16 protein-coding genes and 2 tRNA genes are annotated in these 13,292 nt (G+C 72.4%); 7 read left to right on the forward strand and 11 right to left on the reverse strand.

Annotation, left to right across the window (positions count from 1 at the left end; all coding sequences use genetic code 11):
- Window positions 1-7: 7 nt before the first annotated feature.
- The 5 genes from ACYVF4_RS01465 to yczR all read right to left on the reverse strand — a co-directional run bounded on the left by ACYVF4_RS01465 (window position 8) and on the right by yczR (window position 4,982).
- The gene (locus tag ACYVF4_RS01465; RefSeq protein ID WP_460719028.1) at window positions 8-502 is read right to left on the reverse strand and encodes an acyl-CoA thioesterase; all 495 of its coding nucleotides are present in this window, start codon (window positions 500-502) and stop codon (window positions 8-10) included.
- Window positions 495-2,174, reverse strand: coding sequence for an energy-dependent translational throttle protein EttA (ettA, locus tag ACYVF4_RS01470; protein WP_460719030.1), 1,680 nt, complete (start codon window positions 2,172-2,174; stop codon window positions 495-497). The genes ACYVF4_RS01465 and ettA overlap by 8 nt, the downstream gene beginning before the upstream one ends.
- A 99-nt stretch (window positions 2,175-2,273) precedes the next feature.
- On the reverse strand, window positions 2,274-2,795 hold the full coding sequence (locus ACYVF4_RS01475) for a DUF6993 domain-containing protein (RefSeq protein ID WP_460719032.1): 522 nt from the start codon (window positions 2,793-2,795) through the stop codon (window positions 2,274-2,276).
- Between the two features lie 38 nt (window positions 2,796-2,833).
- Window positions 2,834-3,364: a single-stranded DNA-binding protein gene (gene ssb, locus ACYVF4_RS01480; protein WP_460719034.1), complete on the reverse strand. Its 531-nt coding sequence runs from the start codon at window positions 3,362-3,364 to the stop codon at window positions 2,834-2,836.
- A 199-nt stretch (window positions 3,365-3,563) separates the two neighbouring features.
- Window positions 3,564-4,982, reverse strand: coding sequence for a MocR-like transcription factor YczR (yczR, locus tag ACYVF4_RS01485; protein WP_460719036.1), 1,419 nt, complete (start codon window positions 4,980-4,982; stop codon window positions 3,564-3,566).
- A gap of 61 nt (window positions 4,983-5,043) precedes the next feature.
- Here yczR and yczE point away from each other — a divergent pair, with 61 nt between their 5' ends.
- Window positions 5,044-5,667, forward strand: coding sequence for a membrane protein YczE (yczE, locus tag ACYVF4_RS01490; RefSeq protein WP_460719038.1), 624 nt, complete (start codon window positions 5,044-5,046; stop codon window positions 5,665-5,667).
- 63 nt (window positions 5,668-5,730) lie between these two features.
- Here yczE and ACYVF4_RS01495 read toward each other — a convergent pair whose 3' ends face one another.
- Window positions 5,731-5,943 (reverse strand): methyltransferase, encoded by a 213-nt coding sequence (locus ACYVF4_RS01495; protein WP_460719041.1) that lies wholly within the window; start codon window positions 5,941-5,943, stop codon window positions 5,731-5,733.
- Between the two features lie 98 nt (window positions 5,944-6,041).
- Between ACYVF4_RS01495 and ACYVF4_RS01500 the strand changes: the two genes are divergently transcribed.
- The 6 genes from ACYVF4_RS01500 (at window position 6,042) to ACYVF4_RS01525 (ending at window position 8,043) form a co-directional block, all read left to right on the forward strand.
- Window positions 6,042-6,114 (forward strand) — tRNA-Arg (locus tag ACYVF4_RS01500).
- A 42-nt stretch (window positions 6,115-6,156) separates the two neighbouring features.
- Window positions 6,157-6,783 (forward strand): oligoribonuclease, encoded by a 627-nt coding sequence (orn, locus tag ACYVF4_RS01505; RefSeq protein WP_460719043.1) that lies wholly within the window; start codon window positions 6,157-6,159, stop codon window positions 6,781-6,783.
- Window positions 6,784-6,820: 37 nt separating this feature from the next.
- A tRNA-His gene (locus ACYVF4_RS01510) sits at window positions 6,821-6,896 on the forward strand.
- Window positions 6,897-7,250 (forward strand): metallopeptidase family protein, encoded by a 354-nt coding sequence (locus tag ACYVF4_RS01515; RefSeq protein ID WP_460719045.1) that lies wholly within the window; start codon window positions 6,897-6,899, stop codon window positions 7,248-7,250.
- The gene (gene clpS, locus ACYVF4_RS01520; RefSeq protein WP_460719047.1) at window positions 7,247-7,543 is read left to right on the forward strand and encodes an ATP-dependent Clp protease adapter ClpS; all 297 of its coding nucleotides are present in this window, start codon (window positions 7,247-7,249) and stop codon (window positions 7,541-7,543) included. Before ACYVF4_RS01515 ends, clpS begins: the two co-directional genes overlap by 4 nt.
- Window positions 7,540-8,043 carry a DUF2017 family protein gene (locus ACYVF4_RS01525; protein WP_460719049.1) on the forward strand — a complete coding sequence of 168 codons (504 nt, stop codon included), beginning with the start codon at window positions 7,540-7,542 and terminating at the stop codon, window positions 8,041-8,043. Before clpS ends, ACYVF4_RS01525 begins: the two co-directional genes overlap by 4 nt.
- 16 nt (window positions 8,044-8,059) lie before the next feature.
- On the opposite strand, the gene ACYVF4_RS01530 is transcribed toward ACYVF4_RS01525, so the two are convergent.
- The 5 genes from ACYVF4_RS01530 to gatA are packed head-to-tail and all read right to left on the reverse strand — an operon-like array spanning window position 8,060 to window position 13,292.
- Window positions 8,060-8,653 carry a nucleoside/nucleotide kinase family protein gene (locus tag ACYVF4_RS01530; protein WP_460719051.1) on the reverse strand — a complete coding sequence of 198 codons (594 nt, stop codon included), beginning with the start codon at window positions 8,651-8,653 and terminating at the stop codon, window positions 8,060-8,062.
- Window positions 8,628-8,948, reverse strand: coding sequence for a hypothetical protein (locus tag ACYVF4_RS01535; protein WP_460719053.1), 321 nt, complete (start codon window positions 8,946-8,948; stop codon window positions 8,628-8,630). Before ACYVF4_RS01535 ends, ACYVF4_RS01530 begins: the two co-directional genes overlap by 26 nt.
- Window positions 8,949-8,958: 10 nt before the next feature.
- Window positions 8,959-10,215, reverse strand: a complete 1,257-nt coding sequence (gene dinB / locus ACYVF4_RS01540; RefSeq protein WP_460719055.1) for a DNA polymerase IV — start codon at window positions 10,213-10,215, stop codon at window positions 8,959-8,961.
- 36 nt (window positions 10,216-10,251) lie between these two features.
- Complete coding sequence (gatB, locus tag ACYVF4_RS01545; RefSeq protein ID WP_460719057.1) at window positions 10,252-11,781, reverse strand: Asp-tRNA(Asn)/Glu-tRNA(Gln) amidotransferase subunit GatB; 1,530 nt, start codon at window positions 11,779-11,781, stop codon at window positions 10,252-10,254.
- Complete coding sequence (gatA, locus tag ACYVF4_RS01550; protein WP_460719059.1) at window positions 11,781-13,292, reverse strand: Asp-tRNA(Asn)/Glu-tRNA(Gln) amidotransferase subunit GatA; 1,512 nt, start codon at window positions 13,290-13,292, stop codon at window positions 11,781-11,783. The genes gatB and gatA overlap by 1 nt, the downstream gene beginning before the upstream one ends.

A 13,292-nucleotide genomic window follows, 5' to 3' on the forward strand; every position in this document is an offset into this window, starting at 1 on the left:
CCCGGCGTCAGGCGCGGTGGGCGTAGGCGATCGCCGGGCCGGTGAACGGCTCCCACGCCGCCCGCTCGGCGTCGGAGAGGCGCAGCGGTCGCCCGGACTCGGCGTCGACCTTGACCACGACGGTCGTCGCCCGCGCGTAGAGGGTCTGGCTCCGGCCCTCGCCGGCCGGGCTGAACACCTCGTAGCAGACCTCGATGCTGGACCCGCCGAGCTTGCCGAACCACAGCCGCACGTCCAGCGGGTCGCGCTGGTACGGCACGGGGGCGCGGTACTCGATCTCCTGCCGGGCGATGAGGGTGAGCACGCCGCTGTGGATGCCGGATTCCAGGATCGCCGTGGGCGGCGCCTGCTCCCCCGGTCCGGGCAGCCAGAACGCCCGCACGCGCGCCTCTTCGAGGAGCTTGAGCATGGCGGTGTTGTTGACGTGGTTGAAGGCGTCCAGATCCCCCCACCGCAGGTGGATCGGGATGTGCAGGCGACGACCGGGCGCGGACTCAGTCACGCGTGAGCTTGCGGTAGGTCGAGCGGTGGGGCGAGGCGGCGTCCGCGCCGAGGCGCTCGATCTTGTTCTGCTCGTACGCCTCGAAGTTGCCCTCGAACCAGTACCAGTTGTCGGGGTCGTCCTCGGTGCCCTCGTAGGCCAGGATGTGCGTGGCGATGCGGTCGAGGAACCAGCGGTCGTGGGTGATGACCACGGCGCACCCGGGGAACTCCAGCAGAGCGTTCTCGAGGGACTGCAGGGTCTCGACATCCAGGTCGTTGGTCGGCTCGTCCAGCAGCAGCAGGTTGCCGCCCTCCTTGAGCGTCAGGGCGAGGTTCAGCCGGTTCCGCTCGCCGCCGGACAGCACCCCGGCCTTCTTCTGCTGATCCGGGCCCTTGAAGCCGAACTTCGACACGTAGGCGCGCGAGGGGATCTCGGTCTTGCCGACGGTGATGATGTCCAGGCCGTCGGACACGACCTCCCACAGCGTCTTGTTGGGGTCGATGCTGGCGCGCGACTGGTCGACATAGCTGATCTTGACCGTCTCGCCGATCTTCAGGTCGCCGCCGTCGAGCGGCTCGAGGCCGACGATGGTCTTGAACAGCGTGGTCTTGCCGACGCCGTTGGGGCCGATGACCCCGACGATGCCGTTGGGGGGCAGGCTGAAGCTCAGTCCGTCGATGAGCGAGCGGTCGCCGAAGCCCTTCTTGAGCTTCTTGGCCTCGATCACGACGCTTCCCAGGCGCGGCCCGGGCGGGATGGTGATCTCCTCGAAGTCGAGCTTGCGCGTGCGGTCGGCCTCGGCTGCCATCTCCTCGTAGCGGGCCAGGCGCGCCTTGGACTTGGCCTGGCGCCCCTTGGCGTTGGAGCGCACCCACTCCAGCTCCTCGGCCAGGCGCTTGGCGAGCTTGGCGTCCTTCTTGCCCTGGATCGCCAGACGCTCGGCCTTCTTCTCGAGATAGGTCGAGTAGTTGCCCTCGTAGCCGATGAGACGGCCGCGGTCGACCTCGGCGATCCACTCCGCGACGTTGTCGAGGAAGTACCGGTCGTGGGTGATGGCGATCACGGCGCCGGGGTACTTCTGCAGGTGCTGCTCGAGCCACAGCACGCTCTCGGCGTCGAGGTGGTTGGTCGGCTCGTCCAGCAGCAGCAGATCGGGCTTCTGCAGCAGGAGCTTGGTCAGCGCCACGCGGCGCTTCTCGCCGCCCGACAGCGGACCGATCTCGGCATCGCCCGGCGGAGTGCGCAGGGCGTCCATCGCCTGCTCCAGCTGCGAGTCGAGGTCCCACGCGTCGGCGGCGTCGATCTCCTCCTGCAGGGTGCCCATCTCGGCCAGCAGCGCGTCGAAGTCGGCGTCGGGGTCGCTCATGAGGGCCGAGATCTCGTTGAAGCGATCGAGCTTGGCCTTGATGGCGATGCCGTCCTGGATGTTCTCCAGCACGGTCTTGGACTCGTCGAGCTCCGGCTCCTGCATCAGGATGCCGACGCTGAAGCCCGGGCTGAGCTTGGCCTCGCCGTTGGACGGCGTGTCCAGTCCCGCCATGATCTTGAGGATCGTCGACTTGCCGGCGCCGTTGGGACCGACCATGCCGATCTTGGCGCCGGGCAGGAACGCCATGGTGACGTCGTCCAGGATCAGCTTGTCGCCGACCGCCTTCCGAGCGCGGACCATCGAGTAGATGTACTCAGCCATGTGCGGGTGTTCGCTTTCCTTGGGCTCCGACAACGTCAGCCCCCCAGCCTACCCGGCCGCGTGCGCGTCGCCGCCGGGAGCCGGGCCCGGTTGCCGGCGTCACCAGTCGATCGGGCGGGTGTCCCCGACGAGACAGCGCCCGGCGTCGAGGACCGGCGCGACGACGGCGACCGGCTCGCCCGTCGCGGGTCCGACCTGCCCGACGAGGCACTCCTGACCCCAGCGCACCGAGAACTGGATGCTCTCGGCGGGGTTGCCGACCGTCGACGCGTCCGGGGTGACCTCCATCGCAGACTTGTCGAACCCGGCCTCGGCCAGTGCGTCGATGTACGCGCGGCCGGACGCGCGCCGGCTGCCCTCCCAGACGGCGGCGACGATCGACGAGAACACCGGCAGGTTCTCGGCCGCAGAGGCCTCGGGGTCGACGGTGGCCGACGGTGCGGGTGTCGCCGTGGGCGTGGACGCGCCCGTGGGGGCCGCGGGGGTGCTCGTCGCGATGACGGGCGGGGCCTCGGGGGCGCAGCCGCTCGCGAGGCACGCGCAGAGGACGACCGCGGCCAGCGCCCCGGCCCTTCGGCCACTCACCGCCGTCACGGGCGGATGCAGCGGGGATCGGGGCACGCGCCGATTCTACGCATCCCGCCCCGATCCCCCGCGGCTCAGAAGGGCACCGCCGCGGGTTCGGCAGACGGCGCGGCCGATCCGGCGGACACGGCCGCGGCGTCCTCGGACGCGGGCACGGCGGTGGCCGGCCAGTCGGGGACGGCGGGGTCGGCGCCCGGCACCGCCCACGATGCGGCGAGCGGCCCGCCCGCGCCCCCCGGGTCGCCGGACCGGTCCGACTTCGTGAAGGCGCTGACTCCCCACATCAGGTCGTGGCCGAGGCCCTCGGCGTCGATGTCGACGGACGTGCCGCGGGCGGTGTCCGTCTCCCACTGCCGCACCTTCAGCCTGCCGCTGACGATGACCCGCTCCCCGCGGTGGAGCGATGCGGCGGCGTGCTCGCCGAGGCGCCGGTAGGCCGAGACGGTGTAGAAGTTCGTGCCCGCGTCCACCCACGCCCCCGACGAGCCGTCGTAGCGGCGGTGAGTGGTCGCCAGGCGGAACTCCGCGACGGCCGCGCCGCCGGGGAGGGTCTTCAGCACCGGGTCGGTGGCCACGTTCCCGATGAGGGTGATGGTGTCGGTCATGCTCGCGTCCTTTCGCTCACTCGCCGGAGGCTCCCCCCGGCCGCGCCGGCGCCCGGTTCGGGTCCACCGGGCACCGGCGCCCGTCCAGAGTGCGCCGCGCGCGCCGCTCGCGCCGGTCCGCCGGCGCTTCTGTGGATGACGGCCCCGGGCCCGTGGGCTGGGGAGGAGAGGTGGCGGCGGAACCCGGCATCCCGCCGCGTCAGATCACCGGCTCGAAGGTCGCCAGGGCACCGGCCGGCGCGGCCTGCCGTACGCGGGGCCAGGCCTCGGCCAGGATGCCCGCGGCGTGGTGGAGGTCCGCGACGGGCGCGGTGAACGGCAGCCGCAGGCGACGCTCGTGCCCGCCGTCCACGGCGAACCGCGGCCCGGCCGACAGCAGCAGGCCCCGTGCGCGGACGTCCATGACCAGGGCGGTGCTCAGCGGCGCATCCAGCTCCACCCACAGCGACACGCCGCCGTCGACGTCCGGGATGCGCCACTCCGGCAGCGCCTCGCGCAGGGCTCCCGTCAGGGCATCGCGGCCCGCTCGCAGGAAGTCCGAGCGCTGCGCCACGATCGCGTCGAACCGCGGCAGCAGCGTTCGCGCGACGGCCTGCTCGAACTCCGCCGTGCCCAGCTCGTGTGCGGGGCGGGCGGCGATGAGCCGGCGGATGAGATCCACGTCCGCACGGATCCAGCCCACGCGCAGGCCTCCCCACACCGTCTTGCCGAGGGATCCGATGCGCACGACGCGGTCGCCGAACGCGTCCCCCGCGACGGCGGCGGGCCGGTCGATGGCGAGCTGGGCGGTGGTCTCGTCGACGACCAGCACCGTGCCGGCCCGGTCCGCGACGGCCCGCAGCGTCGTCCGCTCGCGGGCCGACATCGACCGGCCGGTGGGATTCTGGAAGTCCGGCATCAGATACGCCATCACCGGCATCGTGCGCGCGAAGGCCTGCTCGGCGCGGTCGAGGTCCCATCCGTCGTCGGGCGTGACCGGGACGCCGACCAGCCGCCCCCCGGCCCGTCGAAGCGCCTCCGCGGCGTGCGGGTAGGTCGGCGTCTCGACGATCACCCGGTCCCCCCGCCCCACCAGCACGGTCGCCAGCAGATGGATGGCGCTCTGCGCACCCGTGGTGACCAGGATGTTCTCGGCGGTCGTGGCCACTCCCGACGCGGTGTACCGGTCGGCGATGAGGGCACGCAGCCCGGCGTCGCCCACGACGTCGTAGCCGGCCCGCGCGACGATGGATGCCGCCGTGCCGGCGACCTCGGCGATCACCCCCACCAGGCCCGGCCACGCCGGCGGACTCGCCTGCTGCAGATCGATGGCGTCGCCCGCCGCGGGCACCTGCGCGAGCGACCGGCGCGGCAGCGGCAGGCTCACACTGCCGCTGCCTCGCACGCTGCTGATGTGCGACGTGGCCCGCAGGCTCGCATACGCCGCCGCCACCGTCGTGCGGCTCACCTGCAGCGCCGCGGCGAGTTCGCGCTCGGCGGGCAGGGTCGTCCGGGCGGGGATGCGGTTGTCGACGCAGAGCAGGCGGATGCCGTCGGCCAGCGCCTCGTAGGCGGGCTCGCGCGTGCGCCAGCCGCCCAGCGCCGTCGCCAGCGCACGCGCCGAGATTCTCGAGTCCACCAGGCCACCGTAGCGCGATTGGCATCTGCGTTGGATGCCAATCGTGCGTTTGAATGAATCCATGCCCCGCAGAATCGTCCAGCTGATCGTCGGCCTCGCCCTGTACGGCGCCGGCTGCGCCCTCACGGTGCGCGCCGGTCTCGGGGTGGACCCGTGGACCGTGCTGGCCGAGGGCGTGGCGCTGCAGACCGGCGTCGGGATCGGCTGGGTCACCAACCTGCTGGGCCTGCTGGTCCTGCTGCTGTGGATCCCTCTGCGGCAGAAGCCCGGTGCGGGAACCGTGGCGAACATCCTCGTCGTCGGCACGGTGATGCAGCTCGTCCTGGATGCGCTGCCGGCGGTCGACGGGCTGTGGGCGCAGCTCGGGATGCTGCTGGGCGGCATCGTCGCGGTGGCCGTCGCGTCGGGCCTCTACATCGGCGCGCGCTTCGGACCCGGCCCGCGGGACGGCCTCATGACGGGCCTGCACGCTCGATTCGGGTGGCCTGTGTGGGCGTGCCGCGCCGGTGTCGAACTGACCGTCCTCGCGATCGGCTGGGTGCTCGGCGGAACCGTCGGGATCGGCACGGTCCTGTTCGCCCTGCTCATCGGACCGCTCGTGCACATGGCCCTGCCGCTGCTGGACACCCGGAGGACCCGCTCGGGCGAGCCCGCCGGATCGCGCCTTCCCGCGCCGGCTCGCTGAGCCGGGCGCCTGGACGACGGACCGGAGGGGGTGCGCCGGCCCGCCGCCGCCCTGGCGTGGGCGTCAGTGCTCGCGGAACTGCGGCCAGTCGCTCCCCGGCGTCATGTGGGAGTGCAGCGCCCCCTTGGCGACCTCCATGGTCGGGTACGTGCCGGCCGCCTCGTCGGCGCCGGCCATGGTGACGGTGTAGCCGTCTTCCCCTTTGCGGATCGTGCCGACGACCCCCGAGGCGCCGTAGGCCACCCACAGGGCGTGGTGCGTCTCTGCAGTGCTCATGAGAGGACTCCTTCCGATGCTCCTTCCTGAACGCTACGCCCGGGCCGCGCCCAGGGGAAGCCTCGGGCCGGCAGAAGGAGCAGGTAATCTGGGGCCGACCCCCAGTAGCTCAGTGGATAGAGCAGCGGCCTTCTAATCCGCCGGTCAGGTGTTCGAATCACCTCTGGGGGGCTCCCGCCTCGCGTGTCCGCGCCCGTGGCTAGGATGGACCCCATGGTGGGGGCGTCCGGCAACGATCGTCTGGTCTGGATCGACTGCGAGATGACGGGCCTCGACCTGGCCGTCGACGAGCTGGTCGAGATCGCGGTCGTCGTGACCGATTTCGAGCTGCGCCCGCTGGATGCGGGATTCCAGATCGTGATCAAGCCCGACGCCTCGGCGCTCGAGCACATGAACGACTTCGTCACGAAGATGCATGCCTCGTCGGGACTGCTCGACGAGATCCCGCACGGCGTGACCGTGGCCGACGCCGAGTTCCAGGTCCTCGAGTACATCCAGCGCTTCGTGCCCCTCGAGGGCAAGGCGCCGCTGGCGGGCAACACCATCGGCACCGATCGCATGTTCCTCGCGAAGTACATGCCGCGCGTGGACCGGTGGCTGCACTACCGCAACGTCGACGTGTCCAGCATCAAGGAGCTCTCCCGGCGCTGGTACCCGCGTGCGTACATCCACGCTCCCGCGAAGGACGGCGGCCACCGGGCGCTCGCCGACATCCTCGAATCCATCCGCGAACTGGCGTACTACCGGCAGGCCGTCTTCGTCCCCGAACCCGGCCCCACCAGCGATGGCGCCCGCGCGGCGGCCGCCTCCGTCGTGTCGTCATTCGCCTCGGAGGTATGAGAGAATCGTGTGGTTGCCCACGCGAGTGGGAGACATGGTGGGTATAGCTCAGTTGGTAGAGCACCTGGTTGTGGTCCAGGGGGTCGCGGGTTCAAGTCCCGTTACTCACCCCAATGCGTGACATGGATGCCGAGACGTTCGAGCGGCTCGTCGTCGACGAGCTGGACGCGCTGCCGGACGAGATGGTGGCGGGGCTCGACAACGTCGTGTTCGTCGTGGAGGACCGTCCCGAGGACGGCAGCCTCGACCTGCTCGGCCTGTACGACGGGTGGTCGCTGACCGAGCGCACGCGATACGGATCGGCGGCGGAGCTGCCCGATCGCATCATCGTGTACCGCGAACCGCATCTGGCGGCATGCGACGACGAGCAGGCTCTGCGCGACGAGATCCACACGACCCTCGTCCACGAGATCGCGCACTTCTACGGCATCGACGACGATCGCCTGCACGAGCTGGGGTGGGCATGACACCGACAGCGCCCCTCATCGAGGAGCGGACCGACGCCGACCTCGCCGCCCGGATCGCCGGGCCGTGGCAGACGGTCGTGTGGGACGATCCGGTGAACCTCATGAGCTACGTCACCCACGTGTTCCAGACGTACTTCGGGCTCCCCCGTCCCCGCGCCGAGGCGCTCATGCTCGCGGTGCACCACCACGGGCACGCCGTCGTGGCAGAGGGCGCGCGCGAGCAGATGGAGCTCCACGCGCAGGCGATGCACGACTTCGGGCTGTGGGCGACGGTGCGGCGGGCGCCGGCATGACCGGCCCCGAGGCGACCATGCCGCTGTCCCTCGGCGAGGCGGTGCACCTGCGCGTGCTCGCCGAGCAGCTCCGCGATCTGGTCGACGACGGCGCGGTCGCCGACCCGGCGCTGCGCCGGCTCACCCCCGACGCCTACCCCGAGGATGCGGAGTCCTCCGCGGAGTTCCGTCGCGTCACCGCCGGGGATCTGCTCGGGCGCCGCTCCGCCGACGCGGCAGAGGTGGTGCGGACCATCGACGAGCAGGTGGGCCCGCGGACCCCCGACGCCGATCCGGCCGAGCAGGTGCCGCTGACGCTGTCCCGGCCCGAGGCGGCCGCGTGGCTGCGCACCCTCGCCGCGCTCCGCCTGGTCCTGGCAGTGCGCCTGGGCGTCGACGAAACCCCCGACCAAGGCGGATCCCACTCCGCCGCCGACGGCGACGATGCGCGCTTCGGCGTCTACGAATGGCTGGCCTACCGGCTCGACGTGCTGGTGCGGGCGCTCGACGAGGACGCGTGAGCGCCCGGCCGCGACGTCACGGAACGGCGAAGACGTGGGTGGCGAAGCGCACGGGATCGTCCTCGTCGAGGTGGGCCTGCTCCTGACCGGCCCAGCGCTCCCAGTGGGGCCGGTACGCCTCGCCGTCCCGCGCCAGGGCGCGACGTCGCCGGGAGTCCGCCGGCGACTCCAGCCACACCCGCACATCGGCCAGGCGCGCCGTCGCCTCGGTGAGGATGCCCGAGCCCTCGACGATGAGCGGCAGGGACGGGTCCACCGCGTGGGCCTCCGCCGGCGCCTGCCGGTCCCAGTCCCATCGCTGCCAGACCCCGACGACGCCGCGTGCGTGCGGCATCAGGATGCAGTCGCGCGCGAGTCCGACTCCCTCGGGCAGGCCGTCCCATCCCGGGTACAGGGAGTCCAGCGCCACGCGCTGCACGCGTCCGCGACCGGGCCAGGATTCGACGATCCGGTCCGCCAGCGAGGACTTGCCGGCACCGCTTCGCCCGTCGATGAGCACCACGGGGTTGGCCGCGGCCACCCCGGCGACGGCCTGGGTCACCTCGCGGGTCGCTGCCTGGAGCGCCCGCGCGACGGCATCCGTGCTACTTCTTGAGAGCGCGGATGACACGGCTGAGCGCTCGCCCGGCGACCCAGGCGAACGGGATCGCGACGGCGAGCAGCGACACGAGGTTCGGCTCGAAGCGCAGGTCGTCGCCGCGGCGCACGTAAGCGCCGACCGGGAAGGTGCAGCCCCCGCCGCCGCCTCCGCCGTTTCCGGCCTCGTCGGATCCCCCGCCGAAGCCCGTCCAGGTCAGCGCGACGGGGATGAAGCGGATCCCGTCGACGTCCTGCTGTTCGCCGTAGGCGTGGCCGACGCCGAGAGCGGCGGACTGCTTGGCGAGTTCCAATGCGATGTTGGGCATGGGCTCCACGCTACCCCTGCGGGGGACGCGGGTGGGACGGGAGCGTCCCTCCGCCTCGGTCGCGCCCGAGCAGTCCGGCGCGGGTGACCGCGCCGGCCCCGAAGCGCGCTGCCACGTCGTCGACGGCGTCCTCGATGCTCCGCCATTCCGCATCGTCGTCCCACAGCCCGAGCTGCGATGCGCCGGCGGCATGCAGCCGCTCGGCGCGGACTCCGATGAGGCGGACAGGAGGGTGGGCGCCCAGCGCGTCGAGAAGCTCCAGCGCGACGTCCCCGATCCGCTGGCCCACCGCGGTGGGCTCGGCCAGCGATGTGGACCTCGAGACCGTGGTGAAGTCGTCCCAGCGGATCTTCAGCGCGACGGCGCCCGCCTGCCAGCCGCCCGCGCGCAGGCGCGCCCCCACGCGGTCGGCCAGCCGGCGCAGTTCGGAGCGGAGCACCGCGGCATCCGTGACGTCCTGGTCGAAGGTCTCTTCGTGCCCGACGCTCTTCTCCACGCGCGAGGTCTCGACCTCTCGGGGGTCCACGCCGCGCGCGAGCTCTGCCACGCGCCCGCCCATGGCCGGGCCGAGCGCCTTGTCCAGGACGGCCCGCGGGGTGTCGATGACGTCGGCCACGGTGCGGATGCCGCGGGCCTCGAGCGACTCGGCCGCCTTCGGCCCCACGCCCCACAGCGCCCGCACCGAGCGCGGCGCGAGGAAGGCCGCCGTCGCCGACTCGGGCACGATCAGCAGCCCGTCGGGCTTGCTCAGGGTCGAGGCCATCTTCGCCACGTGCTTGGTCGCCGCCGCGCCGACCGAGCAGGTGAGCCCGGTCTCGTCGCGGACGCGCTGCCGCAGGCTCCGGGCGATCGCCCCGGGCGGTCCCCACAGCCGGCGGACGCCGCGCACGTCCAGGAACGCCTCGTCGATCGAGAGCGGCTCGACCAGCGGCGTGACATCGCGGAAGATGCCCATCACGGCGCGGGAGAGCTCGACGTAGCGGGGGAAGTTCGGCCGCACCACGACCGCCGCCGGGCACAGCCGCAGGGCGTGGGCCACCGGCATGGCCGAGCGCACGCCGAAGCGCCGGGCCTCGTACGAGGCGCTCGAGACGACCGAGCGACCCTCCGGCGCACCGACCACGACGGGCCTGCCGCGCAGGCTCGGATCGTCCAGGACCTCCACCGACGCATAGAACGCGTCCATGTCGACATGCAGGATGCCGGCGCCGGTGTCGTCGGCATCCGCGGGCGAGGCCAGGCGCCCCGTCCCGTCACCGCGTCCCATGCTCCCCGATCCTTCCGCGGCCGCGCGGCCGGCGTCCTAGGCGGTCGCGCGCTCCAGCACGAGCTCGCGCACGCGGGCCGCGTCGGCCTGACCCTTCATGGCCTTCATCACCGCGCCGATGACCGCACCGGCGGCCTGCACCTTGCCGTCACGGATCTTCGCCAGGACATCGGGCTGGGAGGCCAGCGCCTCGTCGATCGCCGCGAGCAGCGCCCCGTCGTCCGAGACGACCGCGAGCCCGCGCGCATCGACGACCTGCTGCGGGGTGCCTTCGCCGGCGATGACCCCCTCCAGCACCTGTCGGGCGAGCTTGTCGTTCAGCGTCCCGGCATCGACGAGGCCCTGGAGCGCGGCGACATCGGCCGGATCGACGAGATCCGACGCCTCACGGCCGCTGGCGTTGGCGATGCGGGCGATCTCGCCCGTCCACCACTTCCGCGCCGCGGCGGGGGCGGCGCCCGCGGCGATCGTGGCCTCGACCTCGGCGAGCACGCCGCCGTTGACGATGCCCTGGAAGTCGATGTCGCCGAAGCCCCACTCCGTCCTCAGCCGTCGCCGGTGGGCGGCGGGCGGCTCCGGCAGGGCGGCGCGCAGCTCCTCGATCAGCTCGGCGGTCGGCTCGACCGGCAGCAGGTCGGGCTCGGGGAAGTAGCGGTAGTCGTCCGCGTCCGACTTCGGGCGGCCGGGGCTGGTCGTCCCGGTGTCCTCGTGCCAGTGGCGGGTCTCCTGCGTGATCGCGCCGCCGGCGGCGAGGATCGCGGCCTGCCGCTGGATCTCGTAGCGCACGGCCCGCTCCACCGAGCGCATGGAGTTGACGTTCTTGGTCTCGGTCCGCGTCCCCAGCGGAGCGGGAGGCTCCCCCGGCGCGGTGCGGGGCCGCAGCGACACGTTGGCGTCGCAGCGAAGGTTCCCGCGCTCCATGCGGGCCTCCGAGATCCCGAGCGAGATCACGATGTCGCGGATCGTCTGGACGTACGCCTTGGCCACGTCGGGGGCGCGGTGCTCGGCGCCGAAGATGGGCTTGGTGACGATCTCGACCAGCGGGACGCCTGCCCGGTTGTAGTCGACGAGGGAGTACTCGGCGCCGTGGATGCGGCCGGTGGAGCCGCCGACGTGCGTGAGCTTGCCGGCATCCTCCTCCATGTGGGCGCGCTCGATCGGCACGGTGACGATCTCGCCGTCGGCCAGCTCTACGTCGACGCTGCCCTCGAAGGCGATGGGCTCGTCGTACTGCGAGATCTGGTAGTTCTTGCCCAGGTCCGGGTAGAAGTAGTTCTTCCGCGCGAACCGGCTGGACGGGGCGATGGAGCAGCCGAGGGCGAGGCCGAGGCTGATCGAGGACCGGACCGCGTCGGCGTTGACCACCGGCAGCGCCCCGGGGAGCCCCATGTCCACCGGGGCGACCAGCGAGTTCGGCTCCGCGCCGTGGTGGTCCGCGTGGGCGGGATTGGCCGCCGCCGAGAACATCTTCGTGCGGGTGTTCAGCTCGACGTGCACCTCGAAGCCGAGCACGGGCTCGTACAGCTCGAGGGCCTTGTCGAAGTCCATCAGTGCGGGCTTGGCCATCAGCGGGTCCCTCCCAGTGCCGGGGCGCGGTCGAGCAGACCGCCGCCCCACGAGTCGACGAGCAGCGCCTCGAGCGCGGCGCCCACGCGGTACAGCCGCGCGTCCTGGCGGGCAGGGGCGAGGAACTGGATGCCCACGGGCAGTCCGTCCTCGTCCGCGAGCCCCGACGGGATCGAGATGCCGGGGACGCCGGCGAGGTTGGCCGGGATCGTCGTGACGTCGTTGAGGTACATCTGCATGGGGTCCTCGAGCTGCTCCCCCAGGCGGAACGCGGTGGTGGGCGCCGAGGGGGTGGCGATGACGTCGACCTCGGCGAAGGCCTGATCGAAGTCGCGCTGGATGAGGGTGCGCACCTTCTGCGCGGAGCCGTAATACGCGTCGTAGTAGCCGGCGCTCAGCGCGTACGTGCCGAGGATGATGCGCCGCTTGACCTCGTCGCCGAAGCCCGCCTCACGCGTGGCGGCCATGACGTCCTCGACGGTGCCGCCGGGAACGTCCACGCGCAGCCCGAAGCGGACGGAGTCGAACTTCGCCAGGTTGCTGGACGCCTCGGCGGGGAGGATCAGGTAGTACGCCGCGACGCCGTATTCGAAGTTCGGCGCGCTGACGTCGACGATCTCGGCACCCTGAGCCTGCATGAGGGCGAGCGCCCGGCGGAAGGACGCGGCGACCCCGGGCTGGAAGCCGCTGTCGGGCAGCTGGGTGATGACACCCACGCGCAGGCCCTTGAGGACATCCCCCCGTGCCCCCTCGCGGGCGGCCGCGGCGAACGAGGGCCAATCCTCCTCGAGGGATGTCGAGTCGTGCGGATCGTGGCCGCCGATGACATCGTGCAGGATGCCGGCATCGAGCACGGTGCGTGTGACAGGCCCGATCTGGTCCAGGCTCGAGGCCAGGGCGATGGCGCCGTACCGGCTGACCGCGCCGTAGGTGGGCTTGACGCCGACGGTCCCGGTGACGTGGGCGGGCTGGCGGATCGAGCCGCCCGTGTCGGAGCCGAGCGCGAGCGGCGCCTCGAAGGCCGCGACCGCCGCGGCCGAGCCGCCGCCGGAGCCGCCGGGGATCCGGTCGAGGTCCCACGGGTTGCGGGTCGGCCCGTACGCGGAATGCTCGGTGGAGGACCCCATCGCGAACTCGTCCATGTTGGTCTTGCCCAGCGGCACGAGCCCTGCCGCGCGGGCGCGCGCGACGACGGTGGCGTCGAAGGGCGACATGTAGCCCTCGAGGATCCTCGATCCGCTGGTGGAGGGCATGTCGGTGGTGACGAGCACGTCCTTGATCGCCAGCGGGACGCCGGCCACCGGGCCGAGCTCCTCGCCTGCCGCGCGTCGACGGTCGACGTCGGCCGCGACGTCCAGCGCGTGATCGCTGACGTGCAGGAAGGCGTGGACGTCGCCGTCCACCGCGGCGATGCGGTCCAGGTGCGCGCGCGTCGCCTCGACGCTGGAGACCTCGCCGGCGGCGAGCAGCTCGGCCAGGCGCGCGGCGTCGAGCCGTGTCAGTTCGGTCAT

The sequence above is a fragment of the Microbacterium aureliae genome, from assembly GCF_054780155.1.